The organism is Cryobacterium sp. PH29-G1 (assembly GCF_030063365.1).
In the GTDB taxonomy this organism is placed as follows: domain Bacteria; phylum Actinomycetota; class Actinomycetes; order Actinomycetales; family Microbacteriaceae; genus Cryobacterium.
Genome location: NZ_JASISY010000019.1, coordinates 1 through 24088, shown reverse-complemented (window position 1 = coordinate 24088; position 24088 = coordinate 1). Strand labels below are relative to the sequence as shown.

Genomic DNA, 24088 nt, shown 5'->3' with positions numbered 1-24088 from the left:
CCCGTGCGCACCGTCATCGGCCGACTGGCGAGAGACCAGCGGGTTCGCTTTCTCGCGGTCGGAGTCACGAACACGGTGGTCGGATATCTGGTCTTTTCGGCATTCACCCTGTGGGTGTTCGCGGATGTTTACCTCGGCTACCTACTGAGCCTGGCACTGTCCTACGTGGTCGGCATCACCCTCGCCTTCGTGCTGTACCGGCGATTCGTTTTTCCGGTGCACGGACACCTGCTGCGGGACTTTACCCGGTTCGTGAGCGTGTACCTGGTGGCTATTGGCATCAACGCGGCCGCGCTGCCGCTGCTGGTGGAAGTCGCCGACGTTCCGCCGCTGCTCGCCCAGCTGATGATTCTTGTGGCGACGACCCTGCTCAGCTTCTTCGGGCACCAGAAGTTCTCCTTCCGGCGCAGTGCGGCGGAGCTGGGCTGAGGCGCTCGGCGGCATCCGCTGCCGCGATTGGTGCCGCAACAGGGTGGACTGCGGTCTCGACCGGCTCGACCAGCAGGGGTGACGGTGTTTGGTGTTTGGCCGGTCTCGGCCGGCCGGGCCCTGCGGCGCGATAGCTAGGGGGTTGGCGTGGCGGTCGGCGCGGGCGCGAGAGCTTTGGCAACCATGGCCTGGATGGCGGCGTAGTCGGGGTTTTCAGGGTCGACACCGTTATCGGGAATCATCGGCACCGAAATGACCGGCAGTTCTTTGGTCTTGGAGGCGAGGTTCACGAAGTAGCCGAGCATGCCCTGCGGCACATCGGTCTTGACGACCCGAGTGCCGGCGGCTGCTACGCCCTGAAACTTGGCGAGCACGTTCGCCGGGCTGGCCTGCGCGAGCAGGGCCTCCTGCAACTGGGTCTGGCGCTGCATGCGGTCGTAGTCGCTCGTGCCGTGGCGGGAGCGGGCGTACCAGAGGGCGTGATACCCGTCCATGTGCTGCATGCCCGGTTCGAACCAGAACAGCACCTTGGTGAAGGTTTCATCGGTGTGCACCGGAACGCGGTTTTTCACGTCGATGTCGACGCCGCCGAGGGCGTCGATCAGGTCGGAGAAGCCCTGCATATCGATCAGCACGAAGTACTGGATGGTCAGTCCGGTGATGCCCTGCGCCGCTTCAAGCGTGGCCTGAATACCCGGGGAACTCCCCTGGGCCACCGCGTCGGGATAGTACTCGGGACGTTTCACCTCGGCCTCGGTGAAAATCGAGTTGAGCATGCACGCCGACACGTCGCATCCGTCGATGGCACCGTAGCCGTCTGGGTAGAGAGCGCCGAGCGAGGAGCCCTCCGAGAACGGCACCTTCTCGAGGTTGCGCGGCAGGCTGATGGTCGTGGCCTGGCCGGTCGTAGCATCAATACTGACCACGGAGATGCTGTCGGGGCGCAGGCCGTCGCGGTCGGCGCCGGCGTCGCCGCCGAGCAGCAGAATGTTGTAGCGGCCATCGACCGGCGGTTCGCTCGGTCCGGCGACGAAGACGGAGGACAGGAATCCGCTCGCCGAGGTGGCGACAAAGGCACCGTACCCGGCGGTGCCGCAGACGATGACCATGAGCGCGGCCGAGAAACCCGCGATCAGCGGGCGGGCGCCGGGCGCTGCCTGGAACAGCTTGATCAGGCTGAGGGTGTTGACGGTGAGCACAAACCAGGTGAGGGCGTAAAACACGAGCACGGCGGCGGCGGCCCACAAACCGATGCTGTTCGTGAACACGGTGAGCACGACCTCGGGCCAGAACAGGTAGATAGCACCGGCGATGATCGCGAGCACCACGAGCGTGAGGCTGGCCCGAAGACCGAATCGGCCCAGCCGCCGGTTGCCGGCCAGTACCTGCGCCGAACCGGGAAGAATGAAATTGAGCACGACAAGCCACCACGCACGCGTTGTCATGACACGTGCGGAGCCGGAATTCGGGTACCGGATCGGGTTTGTCGTACTACTCATAATCGCGTCTGGAGGTCCCGGTTCTTCTGCTCGACCAGGTCTGCGAGTTGCACGGAATAGTCTTCGAGCTGCACGCGCAGCGCGTCATCGCTCGTGGCCAGAATCTTGATCGCGATCAGGGCCGCGTTCTTTGCCCCACCGATGGAGACGGTGGCGACCGGCACGCCGGCCGGCATCTGCACGATCGACAAGAGCGAGTCGAGGCCGTCGAGCAGCCCGAGTGGAACGGGCACCCCCACCACCGGCAACGTGGTCATGGCGGCGAGCATGCCGGGCAGGTGCGCGGCGCCCCCGGCTCCGGCGATGATCACCTTGAGGCCGCGGGCCTGCGCGCTGCGACCGTAGTCGAGCATCTTCTCCGGGGTACGGTGCGCCGACACCACCTGCACCTCGTGTGCCACCCCGAAGTCTTTCAGGGTCTGGGCCGCAGCGCTCATCACCGTGAAGTCGGAGTCACTGCCCATGACCAGGCCGACGAGTGGCGCCTGGGCGGTGTCGGGCGCGCTGAACGCATCGCCGTTTTCGGGCACGTCTTTTTCGGGCATGTTGTTCGCTGGCACGCAGATGATCCTATTACTGATTTATTGGTGCCGGGTCTTGAAAGAGCTGCGCGGTGGCGCGCGCCTGATAGACAACCTCGTCGAGATCGTCGCCGCCCGCGGTGACGTGGCCGACCTTGCGCCCGGGCCGGCTGGCCTTGCCGTAGTTGTGCACCTTGACAAGCGGATGCTCCGCCAGAGCCGTCGAATACCGGTCGCCCATCGAGCCCGACGCCGGCCCGCCGAAGACGTTCACCATGACCGTCCACGTGTCGCGGGCGCCCGTCGCACCCAACGGCAGGTCTAGCACCGCGCGCAGGTGCTGCTCGAACTGGCTGGTCGTTGAGCCCTCAATAGACCAGTGTCCGCTGTTGTGCGGGCGCATCGCCAGCTCGTTCACGAGGAGGCGCTCATCCGTTGTTTGAAACAGTTCAACGGCAAGCACCCCGGTGACGCCGATGCCCTCGGCCACGGCCATGGCGATATCGGTAGCCACGTCGGCCAGGCGCCCCATCGACTGCGGGGCCGGTGCGATGACCTCGGCGCAGACGCCATCTTTCTGCACGGTCTCCACGACCGGCCAGACCGCGATCTCACCGCTGGGGCGGCGGGCGACCACCTGGGCAAGCTCTCGGGTGAACTCCACGAGCTCTTCCACCAGAAGCGCGCCACCATTGCCGTCTTCGGCTAGCGCCAGAAACCAGTCGTCGACGTCGTGTTCGTGGCCGACCACTCGCACACCCTTGCCGTCGTAGCCACCGCGGGCGGTTTTGACGACGGCGCGGCCGCCGTGATTCTGCAGAAAATCGGCCAGGCCGGAGGCGTCGGTGATGCGCGCCCAGTCCGGTACCGGCAGACCGAGTTCGGCGAGCTTTTCACGCATGAGCAGCTTGTCCTGGGCGTAGAGCAGGGCGTCGGGGCCAGGATGCACTGCAACACCTTCACGCACGAGCTCGCGCAGAATCTCCTGCGGTACGTGTTCGTGATCGAAGGTGATCACATCGACGGTCTTCGCGAAGGCGAGCACGGTGGGCAGGTCGCGGTAGTCGCCAACGCTGACGGCGGCGAGCCCGGCCGACATGCCGTCGGCCTCGGCGAGCACCTTGAGCTCAATGCCGAGGTTGACGGCCGCGGGAATCATCATGCGGGCCAGCTGGCCTGCGCCAATTACACCGACGGTCAAAGCCATCTGTTCACCATTTTCTGTGCAAGCGTTCAGCTAAACGCATGTTGATACTCAGCCCGGGAATTTCTGCACGCCGTAGACTGCGAGACTTCAGTGCTTTACTACTTTACCGAACGTCGGACGGACGCATGTCGATCACCGTGAAGCAGCGACTGCTCAGCTTTCTGAGTCAGGGACTCAAGTTCGGCGCCGTCGGTGCGCTGGGCTTCGTGGTGGACTTCACCGTCTTCAACCTGCTGCGCACCACCGTGCTGGACTCGGCCGACGTGCACGCCGGCCCCCTCTACGCCAAGGTCATCTCGACCGTGCTGGCCATCCTGGTGAACTGGCTCGGCAACCGCTACTGGACCTTCAGCAAAAACCGGCAGAACCACACCATGCGCGAGGGGCTGGAGTTTCTCGCGGTGAGCCTGGTGGGCATGGGCATCGGCATCGCCTGCCTGTGGTTCAGCCACTACGTGCTCGGCTATACGAGCGTGCTCGCCGACAATATCTCGGGCAATATCGTCGGCCTGCTGCTCGGCGCGGTGTTTCGCTTCACGCTCTACCGCTACTGGGTGTTTGCACCGAGCCGCAGCGGCGCGCCGACTCCGGCTGCTGCCGGGGCCACGGCATCCGCTGGTATCGGCGGTGTGCCAACGCGCACCGGCGCGATCCGGCTAGCTGCGACCCCAGAAAGCTGAGTCGTCGGCGTGGGCCGATTGCTCCTGCCGGCGCGATCCCATCACGGTGCTCGCCTTCTCCATGAGGTCGTGCAGCACGCTCTGCACGAGGTCAACGTTGGGCACATCTTTCAAGACGAGCGGATGCTCCAGCCCCGAATTAATCAGCACAGTGCCCGAGTGGAACCCGGCCTGCAGCCAGTTCTGCCGCACGCTCACGTCGTAGCCGCGGCTGTGCAGCAGCTCCTGACGGGTGCGCACGAAGAAGCCGTGGCGAAAGATGATGCGGCGGGTGGTAATCGTGTAGCGCTTGGTCAGCCACGCGGCCAACGGCAGCAGCCAGCCGAGAACGGCCAGCACGATGGCGCCGGCCAGCAGTGCCGGGTTCTGCCAGGGCTCGGGCATGTTGCCGTAGAAGTAGCCGGTGGCGCCGGCCAGGGCAAACAGAAACAGGGTGGGCCAGAGCAGCACCCGGGCATGCGGGCGCAGACGGGCGACGACCTTCTCCGGCCGACTCTCCCGGGCATATCCGGAAGGCTCGGTCTCGTTTGTCTCCTCGGGCGCTTTCTTCTTCTGTTTCATTACCTCTATTAATACCTCAGGTGGGTGACATCACCGGCGGCGACAGACCGCTCTTCGCCATCGGCCTGGTTGACCACGTTCAATCGACCCTCGGCGTCGATGCTCGTGCCGGTGCCGATCAGGTCGGTGCCGCCGGGCAGTTCTACCCGCACGTCGGCACCGAGGGTGCCGCACAACGCTGAGACTTCGGCGTGCAAACCACTGCGCAGCGCGTCGCCGTTGGCGCCCACGAACGCCCGGTACAGCCTGATGAGTTCGTGCAGGTAGGCGGCAAGCACCGCGTCGGGGTCGGGCGCCGTGCGGGTGACCAGCAGCAACGAGGTGGAGGTGAGGGTGGGCAGGTCATGCTCGTCGAGCGAGAGGTTGAGTCCGGCGCCGATGATGATGCCGGAGGCGTCAGGCAGCAGCTCGCACAGGATGCCGCACACCTTGTATCCGTCGATGAGTACGTCGTTGGGCCATTTGAGGGTGACCTCGTGGCGGGGATCCTCGGCTTCTTTTACTCCTTCAACGGGCGCCATGCTGGCCTCGACCACGGCGCGCACAGCGCGGGTCATGGCGGCACCGGCCAGCAGGGGAAACCAGCCGAGCTGGTTGGGCGGTATCGAGTCCCCGGCGGCGGTGCGCGGACGCACGAGCACGGAGACGGCCAGGGCCTTGCCGGTCGGGGCCAGCCAGACGCGGCCGAGCCGGCCACGCCCCTGGGTCTGGTTGTCGGTGACGACCACCGAGAGGTCGGGCCAGGCGGCGGCATCCGTTGTGGCATGTTCTTTGAGCACGTCGTTGGTGGAGGTGGCCTCGGAACGGTACTCGAACCGGTTCACCTCGGTGCGGCTGAGCGAAAACTCCATCTGGCTACCCTTTCGTGTGCATAACTCCTGCAATTCTCCCGAATTTGGCCGCAAAACACGTATTTGAGCGGATTTTGGCCAGATTGCAGGAGTTACGCCCCGGAGGGTGGAGCCGAGCGGGGTGGGCAGAGGGGAAACGACCAGTATTGCGGCGCAAAGTTGTTCACCATCGTCAACGGGGCCCTGCCGGGGCGTGCCGGTAGAGTGAAACGGTGATTGACAAGACGCCCGCCGCGGCACCAGACCTGTATACGACGGCGGGAAAACTCGCCGACCTCAAGCTGCGCTACCACGAAGCCGTGACCGCCAGCGGGGCCACCGCCATTGAAAAGCAGCACGCCAAGGGCAAGATGACCGCCCGCGAGCGCATCGATCTGTTGCTCGACCAGGGTTCCTTTGTGGAGCTCGACGAGTTCGTGCGGCACCGCACGGTGGCGTTCGGCATGGAAAAGAAGCGGCCATACGGCGACGCGGTCGTCACCGGCACCGGCACCATTCACGGTCGCCAGGTAGCCGTGTACTCGCAGGACTTCACCATTTTCGGCGGTTCGCTCGGTGAGGTCGCCGGCGAGAAGATCATCAAGGTGATGGACCTGGCCCTGAAAACCGGTGTGCCGATCATCGGTATCCTCGACTCCGGCGGAGCGCGCATTCAGGAGGGCGTCGTGGCCCTCGGCAAATACGGCGAGATCTTTCGCCGCAACACGGCCGCATCGGGCGTCATCCCGCAGATCTCCATCATTTGCGGTCCCGCCGCCGGTGGCGCGGTGTACTCCCCCGCCCTGACCGACTTTGTGATCATGGTCGACAAAACCAGCCAGATGTTCGTCACCGGCCCCGACGTGATCAAGACCGTCACCGGTGAAGACGTGGGCATGGAAGAGCTCGGCGGCGCCCTCACCCACAACAAGGTGTCGGGCGTGTCGCACTACCTCGCGAGCGATGAGCCCGACGCGCTGGACTTCGCCCGCGCCCTGCTCAGCTACCTGCCCGACAACAACCTGTCCGAGTTGCCCGTGTTCGACAGCGAGGTGGAGCTTGAGACAACGGATGCCGACCGCGGGCTGAACACGATCATCCCCGACTCGCCCAACCAGCCCTACGATGTGAAGACTGTCATCGAGCACATCGTCGACCACGGCGACTTTCTTGAGACGCAGCCGTTGTACGCACCGAACATCGTCGTCGGGTTCGCCCGGGTCGAGGGTCGCTCGATCGGTATCGTCGCCAACCAGCCCAACGCCATGGCCGGCACACTCAACATCGAGGCCGGTGAAAAGGCCTCCCGCTTCGTGCGGTTCTGCGACGCGTTCTCCATTCCGATTCTCACCCTCGTGGACGTGCCCGGCTTTCTGCCCGGAACCGACCAGGAATGGACCGGCATCATTCGTCGTGGCGCGAAGCTGCTCTATGCCTACGCGGAGGCCACCGTGCCGCTCGTCACGGTGATTCTGCGCAAGGCTTACGGCGGCGCGTACATCGTGATGGGTTCCAAGCAGCTCGGCGCCGACATCAACCTGGCCTGGCCGACCGCGGAGATCGCCGTGATGGGCGGTCAGGGTGCCGTGAACATTCTGTATCGGGCCGAGATCAAGGCGGCCGAGCAGGCCGGCGAAGACGTTGCAGCGGTGCGCACGCGCCTCGCCAACGAATACACCTACAACGTGGCCAGCCCGTTCCTCGCCGCCGAACGCGGCGAGCTCGACGGCATTATTGAACCGGCCGCCACCCGGGTATCGGTGGTCAAGGCGCTGCGGGCTCTGCGCACCAAACGGGCGACCCTGCCCGCCAAGAAGCACGGAAACATTCCCCTCTAATGCCATCCAAGCCCTCAGAGTTCGATCCGTCGGAGCTGGTGTTCGTGACCACCCACGTCAGTGATACCGAGGTGTCGGCGGTGACCGCCGTCATCCGTGGTCTGTTGCGGGAGGAATCCGACGAGCGTCGGGCCGCGCCCGAACACCAGCAGAGTGCCTGGCAGCAGAACCAGCGAGCCATTCGGCGGCCGGTTTACCCCGGCGCCGGCCACTGGCGCGGCTTCACCGGCTAGTCCCCGCCCGCCTTTTTTCTGCCCGGGCCCGGGCCCGGAAAGCGGGCCCAGGATAGATCATGGGCCCAGTTTCCGGGCCCGGGCCCGGGCCCGGAAACTGGGGCCGCCACGCGAATGTGGCGCAACTACCGGTCCGTCTGTCCCCTCAAATGCCGACTGTGCGCGATGCGGCGGTAGTGCAGACTGAAGGTGCTCGGTGATGCTCCTGGAGTTTCACCACCAACCGTTCGCTGACTAGGGTAAGCGAGTGAACGCGTTGGGGGCGAGAACGGATGGCATTCGGGTTGCCGTCCTTTCTCGAATAGTCGTTAGGGGATCAGCTTCGGCTGGTCCCCTTTCGCGTGTGCCCGGCACTCCTGCTCCGGCACGCCCTGCTCCGGCTCAGACGGCCGCAGCGACCTGCCGGGGGATCTCAATCCACAGGTCGACCTCTTCGTCCGAGGAATCCGGTCCGAGGGCGCTCACGGCCGGGTCAGGGCTGCTTAGACCCACCACGGTCACCGCGATCGTCGCGCTGTCCGCCGATGTCCGGATGATGATCTTGTCAGCGGTCGTGCCGCCGAGGGCGGTCGCAAGCGTGTTGAGCACGATCTCCAGGTCGGCGGGCGTGAGATCGTCGATCCCGCCCTCGTCGAGCAGGGTGACGCTGGCTCCGCGTCGCCGGGCGGCCATGACCTGCTCGCGCACCCCGTAATTGAGCAGCCGGCGCCCACGAATCTCATCCCGAATGGCGGCCTCCAGCAGCCGGCACTCCTGGCGTTCGGCGTCGCTGAGCTGACCGTCGGTCTCGATGATGCGTCGCAGCATCGGCATGGCCAGGCGCATGGTCTGGGTCAGCCGCACCTGGCGCTCGTACAGGTGCGCCTCCTGGGCGGCATGCCATCCGCTCGCCTCCCGCTCGGCCCGCGCATACTGGCGGGCATCCCGACTGGCCTTCACCAGCGCGCGGGACAGCAGCGCGGCCGCCACCACCCAGACGACGCTGCCGATGACACCCATGTGCCCGAGCTCGCCAACGCCGGCCCACACGACGGTGTGCACGACGAGAGCGCCGACCCCGAGCAATGCCAGCTGTGGGCGTTTGCGGGTAGCCGTGATCGTCATCAGAGTGCCGACGGCGGCCACATACCAGGTCGCGTAGCCGAGGGTGTCGAGCGAGCCGTCGAGCTGGCTGCCCACGATCAACGGAATCGCGACGCACACGGCCACGTTGAACAGGGCCAACGGCAGCGACATGCGCAGAGGACTGTACGGCCAGAGACTGGCAACCGTCGCCACAACGTAGAGTGCCATCGCCACCAGAATCGGCACCGATGAATCCGTTTGGTTGAGTGAATACAGGCCGAGCACGACGTGATAGCCCGAGAACAGGGCCGCCACGATGAGTGTGACCGTGCGCGGCACAATGACGGCGCCGGAGATCATGCCTCGACCACCGGATCAATGCCGGCGCGCGCACCCGGCTGCGGCCAGTCAAGAGTGATGGTCGTCCCCTGCCCGGGGCTGGTCCGCAGTACGGCGATGCCACCGACGCTGGCCATACGGTCGTGGATGGACACCCGCAGCCCCAGCCGGGCGCTGGCGACGCTCGCGTCGAAGCCGCAGCCGGTGTCGCTGATTTCGATCGTGCATCCGCTCTGATCGTTGCCGCCCACCGTGAGCCGACGCGATTGCGCGGGGCCGGCGTGTTGCACGCTGTTGACCATGGCCTGCACGCTGGCCCAGTACAGCGCTTCGGCCGCCGGCTCCGGAATGCTCAGCCCGGCGACGCAATGCTCGGTGATGGTGAACACGCCCGTTTCGAACGCCGCCGCGCGCAGGCGCTCCACCAGCGTGCCCACCGCAACCGAGGCGTCGTTGAGACCGCGTTCCGCACTCGCTTCCTGCAAGCGGATGACCGCGCTGCGAGCCATCGTCGCGGCCAGTTCGGCACTCTTGGCGTTGTGCACCCCCGCTGCCGACAGCAGGGTTGCGAGCACACTGTCGTGCACGATGGAGTCGACTTCGACCCGCTCCACTTCGGTGGCGTGATGGCGCACCGCCACGGAATACTTCGAAAGAGCGTTGGACTGGGCGATATCAACCTTCGTCGTGGCCGCCCGGAGTACATAGATGATGATGAGCACGACGCCGCCGAGCAGCACGGCGTAACACACGTCGAGCAGGGCGAGCAGGGGCTCGGCATTACCGCCGGAGGGCAGTATCCGCAGCAGGCCATAAACGACGGGGGCGACGACGGTGTACGCGGCGGCCCAGAACAGCGGAAGGGCGATCGCCGCACACGAGGTAGCGACGGTGCAGATGTACCAGAGCCACGGCTTGCCGTCGAGCACCGCGGTGGGGTCGACCATGAGCACCGGCCAGATAACGAGCGCGATCAGGTAGAGGCCGGACACCGCCAGAGCGGTGGCGCGAATGCCGCGCTGAATGATCGTCGCCACGACGAACACCAGAATGGACAATCCGAGCAGTCCCGCCATGAGAAGGCTCTCTTCGGTTTTGCGCACCGTCAGCTGCTCGAGCATAAGCGGCAGGGTTTGCGCGGCGAAGACCAGGCCGATCCCCGCTACCGACCGGGACAGCACGACTTCGATCTGCGCGTGGCTGATCGGGTTGCGCGGCTGCCGGGCGCGGCCGAACATTCCGTCCTCGGCAAACGCTTGCGGGTCGGCGTCGCCGAGCGGCTGCGTTGGCGCTGACATCAACGTGCCCGTGCCACTATGGTCGCCCCGATGGGCGGCCCGTTTAGACACCGCGGTCAGCTTCGGTGGCGTCGAGCCCGGGCAGGATTCCGTCTTCGACGGCACGACGCAGCAGGTCGACCTTGGTGGGGGCGGGGCGCCCGACCTCGACGTACTTCACACGAATGCGGTCGAGGTATTCGCGAGCGGTGGAATGCGCGATGCCGAGCTGCATGGCCACCATTTTGAGCGGCAGTCCTGAGGCGTAGAGGTGCAGCACATCGCGTTCACGGCGGCCGAGCTGCGCCTTGGCGAAGTCCCGGTCGGCGTCGATGGCCGTAGCCCACTCGAGGTTGTTGAGCACGTCACCGCGGGCCACCGAGGCGACGGCGGCCATCACCGTGGTGGTCGGCGAGGATTTCGGGATGACTCCGGCCGCTCCGGCCGCGAGGGCCTCACGTACCGAGGCGACGCGGTCGGCGATGCTGTGCACGAGCACGGCAGAGCCGGTGGTCTGCACTAGGTGCACGTTATCGGTCACGAGCGAGCCGTCGCCGAGCGAGAGGTCAAGCACGATCACGTCACATTTTCGACCAGCGAGGCCGTCAACGAGCTCTTGCGCCGTCGCCGCCGCGAACAGTACTTCGTAGCCGGCGTTCTCGCAGGCGGCCTGCAGGCCCAATCGCACCGACTCGTGGTCGTCGACGATGCCGACGCGAACGGGTGCCTGGGCGGGGGCGGATGGTGCGGGATCAGTTGCTGCGTCACTCACGGTGTGGCTGCCTTCAGGTTGTCTGGTCTCAACGATAGCTACTTGCAGAGCAGTGCGACGGATTCGACGTGATGAGTATTGGGAAACAGGTCGAAGGCACGCAGCGTGCGCAACCGGTACCCCTGCTTCTGGAACAGCGACACGTCGCGGGCCAGAGCAACCGGGTCGCAGGCCACGTAGACGATTTGTGCCGGTGCCAGCGCGACGAGTTGGTCGACGACGGCTTTGCCGGCACCGGAACGCGGCGGGTCGAGCACCACGGTGGCGGCGGCGAGTCGGGCCAGCTCGGCAGCATCCGCTTCACGCAGCAGTCGTTGCAGAAAACGGTCGACGCGGTCGGCCTCGGCGGTAGCGCCGGCCCATTCTTTGAGGTTGCGGGCGGCGAAGGCAACCGCTTCGGGGTCGCTCTCCACCGTGGTGATGCGGGTGGTCGGGCCGAATTTATCGCCGACGGCCGCCGCGAGCAGGCCGACTCCGCCGTACAGGTCGAGGTTGGAAGCGCGGGGGTCGAACGATTCGGGATCGATGATGCCCTGCACGGCGTGGTACAGCGTGTCGGCCGCCATCGAGTGCACCTGCCAGAAGCCGGAACGGTCCAGTTCGAACTCGCGATCGGCCACGATCTCGTGGATCAGGCCGTGCGGCACGCGCTTGGGCTTGCCGTTGGCGTCCTTGGCCGACACCAGCACCTGCACATCGCCCTTGCTCGGCGCGACCAGATCAACCGAGGCTGCGTTGTGAAAGAGGGTGTCGAGCGGGGCGCGCAGTTCGAGCTCGTGCTCGGCGAGCGGCAGGTCATCGACCGGAATCACCCGGTGACTGCGTGCCGCGTAGGGGCCGATGGTTCCGTCGTCGGCCACGTGCAGGCTCACCCGGGTGCGCCATCCGGTGCCGTCCATCGCGTCGCCGGGGCTGGATTTCGCGCTGACCGCGACCGGCTCGACCACAACGGATGTTTCCAGCCCGGCCATGCGCTGCAGCGCATCGGCGAGAACCTGGCGCTTGAGCTCGCGCTGAAAGCCGAGTTCGATGTGACCGAACTCGGCCCCGCCGGCGCGGTCTTCCGGCGCGCGATCAATGGATGCCGCGCTCCAGATGTGCGGCTGCCGTTCGGGGGCGGCATCGATGACGGCAACCGTCTCGGCCCGCCAGAAGCTCTTGTGATTGGCCTCGGTGAGTCGGGCGCGCACGCGTTCCCCCGGAAGGGTGTCGCTGACGAAAATGACGCGGCCTTCGTGGCGGGCGATGAAAATTCCGCCGTGGGCGACGTTGGTGATGTCCAGCTCCAGCTCATCGCCGACATTTGCACTCGGTGTCACGGAGGGTGTCGGGGCGGGGTTCGCGGGCTGGTGACTCATGTTGCTCATCTACTGATGATCCCACACCCCCTCACCGGCTGCCCCGTTTGACGCGGTTCGACGCGGATCGCCTGCTTGAATGGATGCACCAGCTCACCGACACGAAGGACCCCATGCGCCTCTATTTGGCCTCCACGTCACCCGCCCGGCTCGCCCTGTTGCGCGCGGCGGGCATCGAACCGGTGCTGATCAACCCCGATGTCGATGAGGCCCGGGTCGTGGCAGAGACCGAAGCGGCGGCCGGTGCAGCCCTGCAACCGAGAGCCCTCGTGCAATTGTTGGCGCGCGCGAAAGCGGAAGCGGCAACATCCGCGCCGCCGACCGAACCGCAAAACAGAACGCTTCTCGACACTCTCGCACTCGACGGCCTGGTTCTCGGCGGCGACTCGGTCTTCGTGCTCGACGGCGTGATCTACGGCAAGCCGCACACCGCGGCCGCGGCCAGGGAACGTTGGGAGCGCCAGCGCGGGCGCACCGGCACGCTGTACTCGGGCCACTGGCTGATCGAGGTGATCAACGGCCGGCCCGGCCGGGCGATCGGCGCGGTTGCGGTGGCCGAGGTGACCTTCGCCGACGACCTCGACGACGCCGAGCTGGATGCCTATATCGCGACCGGTGAGCCGCTGTACGTTGCGGGAGCATTCACCATCGACAGCTTGGGCGCCCCCTTTATTTCGAGCATCGTCGGCGATCCGTCGACCGTGGTGGGGCTCTCGCTGCCCACGCTCCGGCGGCTGGTGCGCTCCCTCGGACACGAGTGGCCGACCCTGTGGAACCGGTCGGGAGCGCTCGGCTTGTAGACATCCGCAAGAATCTGCCGGGTCTTTTTGTTGGAGAGAACCAAAGTGGATGTGGTGGTGGGCAATAGGCTAGGTGATTGTGTCACTCATAACGAAGGTCCTCATCGCCAACCGAGGCGAGATCGCCGTTCGGGTCATCCGTGCCGCGAAAGACAGTGGAATTCTCTCTGTCGCCGTCTACGCCGACCAGGATCGCGATTCCCTACACGCCCGTCTCGCTGACGAGGCGTATGGTCTCGACGGCACGTCCGGCGCCGAAACCTACCTGGTCATCGAGAAGATTCTCTCCATTGCCCGGCGCAGCGGCGCTGACGCCGTGCACCCGGGCTACGGCTTTCTCGCCGAGAACGCCGACTTCGCCCGTGCCGTGATCGGCGCCGGCCTGATCTGGATCGGCCCGTCTCCCGAGGCGATCGAACAGCTCGGCGACAAGGTCTCGGCCCGGCACATCGCCGAGAAGGTCAATGCACCGATGGCGCCCGGCACGCTGAACCCCTGCACCGATGCCGCCGAGGTGCTCGCTTTCGTTGATGTGCACGGCCTGCCCGTGGCGATCAAAGCCGCCTTCGGCGGCGGCGGACGCGGCCTCAAGGTGGCCCGCACCCGCGAAGAAGTCGCCGAGATGTTCGACTCCGCAACCCGTGAGGCCATCACCGCCTTCGGCCGCGGCGAGTGCTTCGTGGAGAAGTACCTTGACTCCCCCCGCCACGTCGAGACCCAGTGCCTCGCCGACATGTACGGCAACGTCGTCGTTGTCTCCACCCGCGACTGCTCGCTGCAGCGCCGGCACCAGAAGCTCGTGGAAGAGGCGCCGGCGCCCTTTCTCACCGAAGCGCAGACGACCGAAATGTACCGGGCGTCCAAGGCCATCCTCAAGGAGGTCGGCTACCTCGGCGCCGGCACGTGCGAGTTTCTCATCGGCCAGGACGGAACGGTGTCGTTCCTCGAGGTCAACACCCGTCTGCAGGTCGAGCACACCGTCTCCGAAGAGGTCACCGGTATTGACCTGGTGCGCGAACAGTTCCGCATCGCCGAGGGCGGCGCCCTCACCTACGGCGACCCCGTCGCATCCGCCCACTCCTTTGAATTTCGCATCAACGGCGAGGATGCCGGCCGCGGCTTTCTCCCAGCACCCGGCCCGGTGCACGTGTTCAAGCCGGCGGGCGGCCCCGGTGTGCGCGTTGACACCGGCGTGCAGTCCGGCGACGTGATCAGCGGATCGTTCGACTCGCTCATCGCCAAGCTGATCGTCACCGGCGCGACCCGCGAGGAAGCCCTCGAACGTTCTCGCCGGGCCCTCGACGAGTTCGAGGTTGCCGGGCTGCCGACCGTGCTGCCCTTTCACCGCAAGGTCGTACGTGACCCCGCGTTCGCGCCGACCGACGGCAAGCCGTTCACCGTGTTCACCCGCTGGATCGAGACCGAGTTCGACAACGATATCGAACCGTGGACGGGCAGCATGGAAGATGCCGTCGGCCCGCAGAAACGTCACAGCATCGTCGTGGAGGTTGAGGGACGCCGCATCGAGGTGACCCTGCCCACCCGCCTGCTGCCCGGCGGCGCGAGTGCCCGCTCGGTCGGCCCAGCGCCCAAGCGCCGCAGCGACCTGCACGCCGTCGACACCGCCACCGGAGACGCCATCAAGGCGCCGATGCAGGCCACCATCGTCAAGCTGCTCGTCGCCGCCGGCGACACTGTCGTCAAAGGCGACCTGCTGCTCGTGCTCGAGGCCATGAAGATGGAGCAGCCGCTCGTCGCCCACCGCGACGGCACGGTCGGTAACGTCGCTGCCATCGTCGGCGAGACGGTCTCCTCCGGCAGCGTTCTGCTCACAGTCTCCGACGCCGCCTAGCCTTCCGCCCGCGCGCCTCGTTTTCGAGTCGGCCGCCCGTTTCCGAGACTGCCGCATGCTTTCGTAGACGGGGTTGGGGGCAGGGCATCCGCTCCTCAGCTCAAACAATGCCAGTTTCCAGGAAGAGATCCGAGAAAAGCGTTCGGATCCCTTCCTGAAAACCGGCATAACTCGTCACCCCGCGAATACCCCGCCCCCGCCCGGATTCGCAGATAGCTCGCGAAACAGCACGGTAAACCGCCGCAACCCATCTCTGTGGCTCCCCTCGCTGTACCCAGCCGAGGGGAACGGGTTGTTCGCGGAGTTGCGAGTTTTGCGGTGTTTCGGCGGTCTTGCGCACGCCTTTCGCGCAAGGCCACCGGAACATCGCAATGTTTGAGCGGGGAGCGGATGACCCGTTTCCAGCGGCGTCCTCACCAAAAAACTCGTGACCGCCTCAAGGACTAGAGAACGACGTGCATCGCTCGCGCGGCATCCGTTATGGAGCCGGTGAGGGAAGGGTAGACCGGGAAGGTGCGAGCGACCTCGTCGACCGTGAGGCGGTGCTCAACCGCGAGAGCGAGCGGAAAGATGAGCTCGCTGGCCTTGGGGGCGACGATGACGCCGCCGATGACCGTGCCGCTGCCGGTGCGGGCGAACAGCTTCACGAAGCCGTCCTTGATTCCCATCATTTTCGCCCGCGGGTTCGACGAGAGCGGCAGCTTGTAGATCTCACCCTGGGCGAGGCCGTCTTCGATCTGCTTCTGGGTGTACCCGACGGTCGCGATCTCGGGCTGGGTGAAGATGTTCGCGGCCACGTTGCGAATCTCGATCGGGTTCACGGTGTCGCCCATGGCGTGGAACACCGCGGTGCGGCCCATCATCGAGGCCACCGATGCCAGCGGAATTTCGGTCGTGCAGTCGCCGGCCGCGTAGATGTTGGGAATCGAGGTGCGGGCGACCCGGTTCACCTGGATGTGTCCGGAGTCGGTGATCTGCACGCCGGCCTGCTCGAGGCCGATATTGGCGGTGTTCGGGATGGAGCCGACGGCGATGAGGCAGTGGCTGCCCTCGACCGTGCGTCCGTCTTCGAGGGTGGCGACGACGCCGTGCGTGGTGCGTTCCACCGAGGAGGCGCGCGATTTGGAGAGCACGGTCATCCCGTTGCGCTTGAAGACGTTTTCGATCACGTTGGCGGCGTCGGCGTCTTCCCCGGGCAAAACCTGGTCGCGGCTGGAGATGAGGGTGACCTTCGCGCCGAGGGCGCGGTAAGCGGATGCGAATTCGGCGCCGGTGACGCCGGAGCCGACCACGATCAGGTGCTCCGGAATGGCCTTGAGGTTGTACAACTGGGTCCAGGTGAGGATGTGCTCACCGTCGGGCAGCGCGGAGGACAGCACGCGGGGGCTGGCTCCGACGGAGACGACGAGGGTGTCGGCGTCGATCCGGTCGAAGTCGGTGCCGGTCGCGTCGCCGGAGGTGGCGACGATGATGCCGGTGGTGCCGTCAAGGCGTCCGTGCCCCTGCACGTAGCGCACGCCGGCCCGAATGAGGGTGGCCTTCATGTCTTCGGACTGTTGGCGGGCGAGAGCGAGCAGACGCTTGTTCACGGCGGCCAGGTTGATGGCGACCTCCGGCCGCAGGGGCTTTCCGGTTTCGCCGCGCACGAAGAATTGCACACCAAGATCGGTGGCTTCTCCGATCGAGTTCGAGGCCTCGGCCGTGGCAATCAGCGATTTGGAGGGGACGACGTCGGTTATGACGGCCGAACCGCCAACACCGACGCTTTCGATGAGGGTGACGTCGGCACCCTGTTGTGCTCCGGCGATGGCCGCTTCGTATCCGCCGGGCCCTCCACCTAGTACTGCAATGCGCTGCTTGCGTTCGAACTCATAGGCCATGTGCTCTATTCTCTCAACCCGCGCAGCACCCGCAAAACCGCGTGAACGCCGCTCCAGCCCGGTTTGTGCCCCGAACTGGGCTAAAAGCGACCGGTTTTGTGTCTTGTCGATCGTTTGGTGCGCTGATGCACGGATTGCGCGCAGAATCTCCGCTGCGATCATCGGGGTTCTAGAGTAGTGAAATGTTCACGAACGAGATCAACCCGCTAGACCTGCCCGAAACAGATCCGTTTGAGGCAGCGAAGTCGGCGGCCGCGGAGATCGCCGGCATCACCGGAGTGGCGCGGCACGACATCGCTCTCACGCTCGGCAGCGGCTGGGCGAAGGCGGCCGACCTGATCGGCGAGACCACACACACCGTGAATGCGGCGGACATCACCGGCTTCAGCGCCCCCGCGCTGGCGGGCCATGCGGGCACGCTGCGCTCCATTTTGCTGCCCGGCGGCAAGCGCGCTCTCGTGATCGGCGCCCGCACGCACTACTACGAGGGTCATGGCGTGCGCCGGGTCGTGCACAGCGTGCGCACGGCGGCGGCGACCGGGGCGACAACGATGATTCTGACCAACGGGGCCGGCGGCATCCGTGAGTCGTGGACACCGGGCACGCCGGTACTGATCAGCGACCACATCAACTTGACCTTTGATTCACCGCTCGAGGGTGCGACCTTCATTGACCTGACCGACCTGTATTCGAAGCGGTTGCGCGATCTGGCGCGCGGCATCGACCCGACGCTGGACGAGGGTGTGTACTGCCAGTTTCGTGGGCCGCACTACGAGACGCCCGCCGAGGTGCAGATGGCGAAGACGATCGGCGGCCATATCGTGGGGATGTCGACGGCGCTTGAGGCCATCGCGGCCCGGCAGTCCGGCATGGAGGTTTTGGGTCTCTCACTCATCACCAACCTCGCCGCCGGCATTCAGACCACACCGCTCAGTCATGGCGAAGTCATCGAGGCCGGCGCTCTGGCCGAGCCCGTGATCAGCGCGCTCCTCGCGCGGATCGTAGCCGCGCTGTGACCGGCGCCGACGACGTGACCGGCGCGGACCGTCACGATGAGAACGACGAGCAGCCGGCCGAGCGGCCGGCCGAGCGCACCGGCGGTCGCCACTCCGGCCCGCCCGTGGATGCGACCCCGCCCGTCACGCCACCCGTCACACCGCCCATGACGCACGCGGGCACCCACGCCGACGCAGAGACTGACGCCGCTGCTCACGCTGCTGACGCTGCTGACGCTGACAGCGGCGACGGCGACGGCGCTGCAACTGCTGCTCACGCTGCGGCCGACACGGCCGACGCGGCCGACGAGGCCGACGAGGCCGACGAGATCCAAACTCCGACCCGCGCCATGCCGATCGTGCAGGACAGCGACAATGCCGGCTCGGAGCCGACCATCGCTATCCAGACGATCGTGCAGAACAGCGACAGCGACAGCGACAGCGACAGCGACGATTCAGCACCGACGGTGGCGATTTCGACGATCACGCCCGATGGCACGCCGGACGGTGCAGCCACCGGCGAGGGCGCCCGTGGCGGCGAGGTGGATGACCTTGCGACCGCGCCGGTCGATCAGGAAAAGCCCGATATCCCGAGCGACCGCACCGCCGCCCTGCTGCAGACGGCCCGGGCCTGGCTGAACCAGGATCCCGATCCCGAGACGCAGGCCCAGTTGCGTGCGCTCATCAATGCCGTCGATGATGGCGACACCGTGGCCCTCTCCGAGCTGCACTCCCGGTTCGATACCCGGCTGGCGTTCGGCACGGCCGGACTGCGTGGCGAGATTTCTGCGGGACCGAACCGAATGAACCGCGTTCTGGTGTCGCAGTCCGCGGCCGGCCTGGCCACCTACCTCTGGCGGCACGCCGTGACCGGGGTAACCCCGTCGGTGGTCATCGGCTACGACGGACGCAAGAACTCGCACGTCTTCGCGACCGACACGGCGGCGATTATGGCGGGCGCCGGGGTGCGCGCCATCCTCTTGCCGCGTCTGCTGCCCACGCCGGTGCTCGCCTTCGCGGTGCGGCACCTCGACGCGAGCTGCGGCGTAATGGTGACCGCCTCGCATAATCCGCCCAACGACAACGGCTACAAGGTGTATCTGGGCGGCGCGAACAACGGCGCGCAGATTGTCTCCCCCGACGATAAGGCGATTTCCGACGAGATTCTGCGCGTCGCCGCCGACGAACAGGTGCCGCTCCTGCCGCGCGGCCAGTACGAAACCGCCGAAGAAGACGTCGTGCTGGCCTACATCAGCGCCACGGCGGGCATCGCCCACACGCCGCGCGCACAGGTGAATTCGGTGTACACCGCCATGCACGGCGTGGGCTGGGACACCACCCGCCGGGTGCTCGTGAAGGCCGGATTCGACCTGCCGACTCTCGTCGACGCGCAGATCGCCCCGGACGCCGCGTTTCCGACCGTCGCATTTCCGAACCCGGAGGAGCCCGGCGCGTTGGATCTCGCCTATGAGACCGCACGGGAGGTGAGCGCCGAGCTCATTATCGCCAACGATCCGGATGCCGACCGCCTCGCCGTGGCCATTCCCGACCTGTCCAGCGCCAGCGGTTACCGCCGGCTGAGCGGCAATGAGGTTGGCGCCATCCTCGGTTGGCGGGCCGCCGCGCTGGCTGCCTCCCCTACTTTCGACACCGACGACGGCCTCACCACCGACGACGGCCTCGCCGAGAACGCCGGCACGCTGGCCTGCTCAATCGTCTCGTCCCCCTCGCTGCGCGCGGTAGCGGATGCCTACCGTCTGCGTTTCGTAGAAACCCTCACCGGCTTCAAGTGGGTCTCCCGGGTGCCGAATCTGGTTTACGGCTTCGAAGAGGCGCTCGGCTATCTGGTCAATCCCGACACCGTGCGCGACAAAGACGGAATTTCGGCCGCGGTCGCACTGCTCTCGCTCGTGAGCGACCTCAAGTCGGAGGGTACGACCCTGGCCGGCTATCTCGACCGCTTCAGCGAGAAGTTCGGACACTTCGCGTCGGGGCAGATCTCGGTGCGGGTGAGCGAGTTGTCCACGATCGCCTTGGTGATGACCCGCCTGCGCGAGTCCCCGCCCACTCACGTCGGACGCATTCGCGTGGACGAGATCGATGACTTTCGCTGGGGATTCGGTGACCTGCCGCCGAGCGACGTGTTGCGCATCCGCTTGACCGATGGATCACGCGTGATGGTGCGCCCGAGCGGCACCGAACCCAAGCTCAAGGTCTATATCGACACGCGCAGCAAGGTGGGCACCCTGGATGAGCGTCGCGCGGCCGCGCAGGCCGCCCTGGACGAACTCGACCGCGGAATGCGCGAGCTGATCGCCTAACGCTGCACCGGCCTGCGGGCATTCGGCCCCGCCCGCCCGGGCCCACCTTATGCAACCGGGCCCATGATCTATCATGGGCCCGGTTTCCGGGCCCGGGCCCGGAAACAGGAGGAGCTAGGAGCCCAAGGCTACTTCGAGCTTGGCGGCCAGTTCGTCGACGTCGAAGTAGTTGTTGATGACGATGACATCGGCGTTGGTCTTGCCGATCGCCTCGACGAGCTCCGACGACGTCAGAATGACCTGAGCGTCAGCGGCCGCCACACTCACGCCCGCAACATCCGTGGCTTGAACGTCCGCGTCGATGCCCAGTCGTTCCAGGGCTCGCTCAGCGTTGACTTTGAGAATGGCCGAGGTCCCCAGGCCGATGCCGCACATCACGACAATCTTCATGAATCGATCTTCTCGAACACGCTCTGCACGAATTCCGCGGTGGCCGCACTGGCCAGCGCGGGAATCACAGCGGGGTCATTGAACACATTGGCGAGTTCGGCGACGAACTGCAGGTGGTCGTCGGCGTTGGCCACGGCCAGACCGACGATCACGCTGACCGGGTCGTTGTGCGGGTGTCCGAAGGCGACCGGCTCGGCAAGGGTAACAACGCAGAGCCCATCGGCGAGAACATCCGCTCCGGGGCGCGCATGCGCGAGCGCCAGGCCCGGAGCAATCACGATGTAGGCGCCGAACTCGGCAATCACCGCGATCATGCGATCGGTGTAAGCGGATGTGGCGGCGCCGGAACGCACGAGGGCGTCACCGGCGGCCGTGATCGCGGCCGGCCAGTCGTCGACATGAGCGCCGATGGTGATGGCATCAAGCGGAAGGTGCGGGAGTGGCATGGTCACTTTCGGATCAGCGGGCGAGCTGGCGTCAGGCGTCGCCGAAGCCGGCTTCGATGGCTTCAACGAGTTCCTCGCGGTCTTCGAGCGGCAGGAACGCGGCGTGGGCCGCGTTGAGCTGGAACGTCTCGAGGTCGCCGAGGTCGTAGCCGAAGGCATCCGACAGCAGAGCGAGTTCCTGGGTCAGGGTGGTGTCGCTCATCAGGCGGTTGTCGGTGTTGACGGTGACCTTGAAGCCGAGCTGGTAGAGCAGATCGAACGGGTGGTCGAACAGGTCCTCGCCCCACGCTGCGACCGCTCCGGTCTGCAGGTTCGAGGACGGGCTCAGTTCGAGCGGAAGCTCACGGTCGCGCACCCATTGCGCCACCGGGCCGAGCGTGACGAAGGTGTTGTCGTCGTCCTGGCGTTCGATGGTGACGTCCTCGGCGAGGCGCACACCGTGGCCGAGGCGCAGCGCGCGCCCGTCGAACAGGGCGCTGCGGATGCTGTCGAGTCCGTCGGCCTCGCCGGCGTGCACGGTGACCGGCATGAATTCGCGGGCCAGCAGGTCGAAGGCGGCACGGTGGTTGCTGGCCGGGAAGCCGGCCTCGGCACCGGCGATGTCGAATCCGACGACGCCGTCGAAACGGTAGCGCACAGCAAGCTCGGCGATTTCGAGGCTGCGGTTGGCGTGACGCATGGCGGTGATGAGCTGGCCGATGCGGATGCTGCGACCCGACTGCTCGACGTTCTCGATGCCGGCTTCAATGCCGTCCTGCACGGCTTCGACGGCGTCGTTGAGGGTGAGTCCGCGGGCCGTGTGCTGCTCGGGCGCCCACCGGATCTCGCCGTAGATCACGCCGTCATCGGCGAGGTCTTCTACGAATTCGCGGGCGACCCGGCTGAGGCCCTCGCGGGTCTGCATGACCGCGGTGGTGACGTCGAAGGTCTTGAGGTATTCCACGAGCGAGCCGGCGTTGGACTGGTCGGCGAACCATTCACCGAGCGCGCCGGCATCCGTTGTGGGAAGCACAAATCCGATGGAGTCGGCCAGTTCGATGATCGACTGCGGGCGCAGGCCACCGTCGAGGTGATCGTGCAGCGAAATCTTGGGCAGGGTGTTGATGCTCGTGCCGCCGCCGGGCATGAGGAATTCCTCGATCAAAGTCATACGAACAAGCTCCTCGGTACGGGGGCGGATGTGAACTACAGCCGCGCGTCCAGCCTATCGGAGCCGTTCTGAGCGGACCATGGGAGATTCTCCCCCTCTTTGATGCACCGGGCCCGGGCCCGGCAACGGGGCCCATGATCTAACGTGGGCCCGGTTTCCGGGCCCGGGCCCGGAAAGCGTCGGCGCGAGGACTTAGGCTCGAGTGTGCCCACCAAAATAATTCTTGACTGCGACCCTGGCCATGACGATGCGATCGCGTTGCTGCTCGCCCACGGCAACCCGAACATCGATCTCGTTGCCGTGACCACGGTCATGGGCAACCAGACGCTTGCCAAAGTCACCCGCAACGCACTGGCCGTCGCACGTGTGGCCGGCATCACCGGGGTACCGTTCGCGGCCGGATGCCCGCGCCCGCTGGTGCGGCAGATCGAGACGGCACCGACCATTCACGGCGAGTCGGGCCTTGACGGTCCGGTGCTGCCCGAACCAACCCTCGAGCTGGATCAACGGCACGCCGTCGACCTCATCATCGACACGATCATGGCGCATGAACCCGGCGAGATCACCCTCGTGCCCACCGGCGCCCTGACCAATATTGCCCTCGCCGCGCGCAAGGAGCCACGCATCGTCGAACGGGTCAAGCAGGTTGTGCTCATGGGCGGCGGCTATCACGTGGGCAACTGGTCGGCCACCGCGGAATTCAATATTGTGATCGACCCCGAGGCCGCCCACATTGTATTCAACGAGAAGTGGCCGCTGACCATGATCGGGCTGGATCTGACCCACCAGGCCCTTGCCACCCCCGACGTCGCCCGGCGCATCGCCGCTATCGGCACGGCGCCGGCCCGCTTCGTCGGCGAGTTGCTCGAATTCTTCGCCCATACCTACAAGGATGCCCAGGGTTTCGATTACCCGCCGGTGCACGATCCGTGCGCGGTCGCCTACGTGATCGACCCGACCGTGATCACCGTACGCAAGGCTCCCCTCGACGTGGAATTGGCCGGTACCCTGACGCTCGGCATGACCGTGGCCGATTTTCGGGCGCCGGCCCCGGCCGATTGCACCACGCAGGTAGCCGTCGACCTCGATCACGAGAAGTTCTGGGCACTGATCGTGGACGCCCTCGAGCGCATCGGCGACCCGGACCAGGCCTAGGCCGGCGGGGCGCGCCGAGCGCGGTCGGGCCCCGGACGCGTCTGGGCCCATGTTATGCAACTGGGCCCATGATCTATCGTGGGCCCAGTTGCCGGGCCCGGGCCCGGGCACGGTAGGGGCAGGTCACGGTAGGGGCAGGTCCCTGCGCGGGGGCGGGGGGTCTGGTGGTCCCCGGCCTGGGTCCGGGATCGGGGCGCGTCCGGCCCGCGAACGCCCTGCACCTGTTCCAACACTCTCGGGCTCGTCATGCTCGCCGCCCAGCTCACGGCCCACAGCATGGGCAGTGCGGCGGGTACCGGTGTTGCAGGGACTGGCGAGGCGGGTACCGGTGTTGCGGGTGCGGCGGCATCCGTTCACGATCACATGGCCTCGCCCCTGCCCCTGATCGCGATGCGCGGGAGGTGCGCCAGTGCGCGGGACGTGCGCCACCCCCGCACAGGCGCAACTCCCGCGCGCGCGCGATGTCAAGCTGTGTGGTGTCACCCGTGTT

General features: G+C 66.3%; 22 protein-coding genes. 9 read left to right on the top strand and 13 right to left on the bottom strand.

What is annotated here, in order from left to right:
• The first annotated feature begins 3 nt into the window (after positions 1 to 3).
• Positions 4 to 429, top strand: coding sequence for a GtrA family protein (locus tag QMK22_RS16700; protein WP_283498778.1), 426 nt, complete (start codon positions 4 to 6; stop codon positions 427 to 429).
• Between the two features lie 134 nt (positions 430 to 563).
• Here QMK22_RS16700 and QMK22_RS16695 read toward each other — a convergent pair whose 3' ends face one another.
• From QMK22_RS16695 to QMK22_RS16685, 3 genes are all read right to left on the bottom strand, one after another.
• Positions 564 to 1874: an LCP family protein gene (locus tag QMK22_RS16695; protein WP_283498777.1), complete on the bottom strand. Its 1311-nt coding sequence runs from the start codon at positions 1872 to 1874 to the stop codon at positions 564 to 566.
• Between the two features lie 50 nt (positions 1875 to 1924).
• Positions 1925 to 2392 (bottom strand): 5-(carboxyamino)imidazole ribonucleotide mutase, encoded by a 468-nt coding sequence (purE, locus tag QMK22_RS16690; RefSeq protein WP_283498809.1) that lies wholly within the window; start codon positions 2390 to 2392, stop codon positions 1925 to 1927.
• A gap of 109 nt (positions 2393 to 2501) precedes the next feature.
• Positions 2502 to 3656 (bottom strand): 5-(carboxyamino)imidazole ribonucleotide synthase, encoded by a 1155-nt coding sequence (locus tag QMK22_RS16685; protein WP_283498776.1) that lies wholly within the window; start codon positions 3654 to 3656, stop codon positions 2502 to 2504.
• A gap of 125 nt (positions 3657 to 3781) precedes the next feature.
• Here QMK22_RS16685 and QMK22_RS16680 point away from each other — a divergent pair, with 125 nt between their 5' ends.
• Entirely contained in the window at positions 3782 to 4336 is a 555-nt protein-coding gene (locus tag QMK22_RS16680; RefSeq protein WP_283498775.1) for a GtrA family protein, read from the top strand.
• On the opposite strand, the gene QMK22_RS16675 is transcribed toward QMK22_RS16680, so the two are convergent.
• Both QMK22_RS16675 and QMK22_RS16670 read right to left on the bottom strand, forming a co-directional pair.
• Positions 4313 to 4897, bottom strand: a complete 585-nt coding sequence (locus QMK22_RS16675) for a PH domain-containing protein (protein ID WP_283498774.1) — start codon at positions 4895 to 4897, stop codon at positions 4313 to 4315. The two genes, QMK22_RS16680 and QMK22_RS16675, sit on opposite strands and share 24 nt — an antisense overlap.
• 8 nt (positions 4898 to 4905) lie before the next feature.
• Positions 4906 to 5748, bottom strand: coding sequence for a biotin--[acetyl-CoA-carboxylase] ligase (locus QMK22_RS16670; RefSeq protein ID WP_283498773.1), 843 nt, complete (start codon positions 5746 to 5748; stop codon positions 4906 to 4908).
• Between the two features lie 212 nt (positions 5749 to 5960).
• Here QMK22_RS16670 and QMK22_RS16665 point away from each other — a divergent pair, with 212 nt between their 5' ends.
• Together QMK22_RS16665 and QMK22_RS16660 are read left to right on the top strand one after the other, a co-directional pair.
• Positions 5961 to 7565, top strand: coding sequence for an acyl-CoA carboxylase subunit beta (locus QMK22_RS16665; protein ID WP_283498772.1), 1605 nt, complete (start codon positions 5961 to 5963; stop codon positions 7563 to 7565).
• Positions 7565 to 7798 (top strand): acyl-CoA carboxylase subunit epsilon, encoded by a 234-nt coding sequence (locus QMK22_RS16660; protein ID WP_283498771.1) that lies wholly within the window; start codon positions 7565 to 7567, stop codon positions 7796 to 7798. Before QMK22_RS16665 ends, QMK22_RS16660 begins: the two co-directional genes overlap by 1 nt.
• A 381-nt stretch (positions 7799 to 8179) precedes the next feature.
• Here QMK22_RS16660 and QMK22_RS16655 read toward each other — a convergent pair whose 3' ends face one another.
• The 4 genes from QMK22_RS16655 to QMK22_RS16640 are packed head-to-tail and all read right to left on the bottom strand — an operon-like array spanning position 8180 to position 12609.
• Positions 8180 to 9223 (bottom strand): DUF8320 family protein, encoded by a 1044-nt coding sequence (locus tag QMK22_RS16655; protein ID WP_283498770.1) that lies wholly within the window; start codon positions 9221 to 9223, stop codon positions 8180 to 8182.
• The gene (locus tag QMK22_RS16650; RefSeq protein WP_283498769.1) at positions 9220 to 10500 is read right to left on the bottom strand and encodes a sensor histidine kinase; all 1281 of its coding nucleotides are present in this window, start codon (positions 10498 to 10500) and stop codon (positions 9220 to 9222) included. The genes QMK22_RS16655 and QMK22_RS16650 overlap by 4 nt, the downstream gene beginning before the upstream one ends.
• A gap of 43 nt (positions 10501 to 10543) precedes the next feature.
• Positions 10544 to 11251, bottom strand: a complete 708-nt coding sequence (locus QMK22_RS16645; RefSeq protein WP_283498768.1) for a response regulator transcription factor — start codon at positions 11249 to 11251, stop codon at positions 10544 to 10546.
• A 38-nt stretch (positions 11252 to 11289) separates the two neighbouring features.
• Positions 11290 to 12609: a class I SAM-dependent RNA methyltransferase gene (locus QMK22_RS16640; RefSeq protein WP_283498808.1), complete on the bottom strand. Its 1320-nt coding sequence runs from the start codon at positions 12607 to 12609 to the stop codon at positions 11290 to 11292.
• 113 nt (positions 12610 to 12722) lie between these two features.
• Here QMK22_RS16640 and QMK22_RS16635 point away from each other — a divergent pair, with 113 nt between their 5' ends.
• Both QMK22_RS16635 and QMK22_RS16630 read left to right on the top strand, forming a co-directional pair.
• Entirely contained in the window at positions 12723 to 13409 is a 687-nt protein-coding gene (locus QMK22_RS16635) for a Maf family protein (protein ID WP_283498767.1), read from the top strand.
• 79 nt (positions 13410 to 13488) lie between these two features.
• Positions 13489 to 15261, top strand: a complete 1773-nt coding sequence (locus QMK22_RS16630; protein ID WP_283498766.1) for an acetyl/propionyl/methylcrotonyl-CoA carboxylase subunit alpha — start codon at positions 13489 to 13491, stop codon at positions 15259 to 15261.
• Positions 15262 to 15704: 443 nt separating this feature from the next.
• On the opposite strand, the gene QMK22_RS16625 is transcribed toward QMK22_RS16630, so the two are convergent.
• Positions 15705 to 17141 carry an NAD(P)H-quinone dehydrogenase gene (locus tag QMK22_RS16625; protein ID WP_283498765.1) on the bottom strand — a complete coding sequence of 479 codons (1437 nt, stop codon included), beginning with the start codon at positions 17139 to 17141 and terminating at the stop codon, positions 15705 to 15707.
• A 182-nt stretch (positions 17142 to 17323) separates the two neighbouring features.
• Between QMK22_RS16625 and QMK22_RS16620 the strand changes: the two genes are divergently transcribed.
• Both QMK22_RS16620 and QMK22_RS16615 read left to right on the top strand, forming a co-directional pair.
• Entirely contained in the window at positions 17324 to 18157 is an 834-nt protein-coding gene (locus tag QMK22_RS16620; RefSeq protein ID WP_283498764.1) for a purine-nucleoside phosphorylase, read from the top strand.
• A 566-nt stretch (positions 18158 to 18723) separates the two neighbouring features.
• Positions 18724 to 20457: a phospho-sugar mutase gene (locus QMK22_RS16615; RefSeq protein ID WP_283498807.1), complete on the top strand. Its 1734-nt coding sequence runs from the start codon at positions 18724 to 18726 to the stop codon at positions 20455 to 20457.
• A gap of 114 nt (positions 20458 to 20571) precedes the next feature.
• Here QMK22_RS16615 and QMK22_RS16610 read toward each other — a convergent pair whose 3' ends face one another.
• The 3 genes from QMK22_RS16610 to QMK22_RS16600 are packed head-to-tail and all read right to left on the bottom strand — an operon-like array spanning position 20572 to position 22443.
• Positions 20572 to 20847 carry a PTS sugar transporter subunit IIB gene (locus QMK22_RS16610; protein WP_283498763.1) on the bottom strand — a complete coding sequence of 92 codons (276 nt, stop codon included), beginning with the start codon at positions 20845 to 20847 and terminating at the stop codon, positions 20572 to 20574.
• Positions 20844 to 21293 (bottom strand): PTS sugar transporter subunit IIA, encoded by a 450-nt coding sequence (locus QMK22_RS16605; protein WP_283498762.1) that lies wholly within the window; start codon positions 21291 to 21293, stop codon positions 20844 to 20846. The genes QMK22_RS16610 and QMK22_RS16605 overlap by 4 nt, the downstream gene beginning before the upstream one ends.
• Before the next feature lie 31 nt (positions 21294 to 21324).
• On the bottom strand, positions 21325 to 22443 hold the full coding sequence (locus QMK22_RS16600) for an adenosine deaminase (protein ID WP_283498761.1): 1119 nt from the start codon (positions 22441 to 22443) through the stop codon (positions 21325 to 21327).
• Between the two features lie 204 nt (positions 22444 to 22647).
• Between QMK22_RS16600 and uriH the strand changes: the two genes are divergently transcribed.
• Positions 22648 to 23598, top strand: a complete 951-nt coding sequence (uriH, locus tag QMK22_RS16595) for a uridine-preferring nucleoside hydrolase UriH (protein ID WP_283498760.1) — start codon at positions 22648 to 22650, stop codon at positions 23596 to 23598.
• Positions 23599 to 24088: the final 490 nt, after the last annotated feature.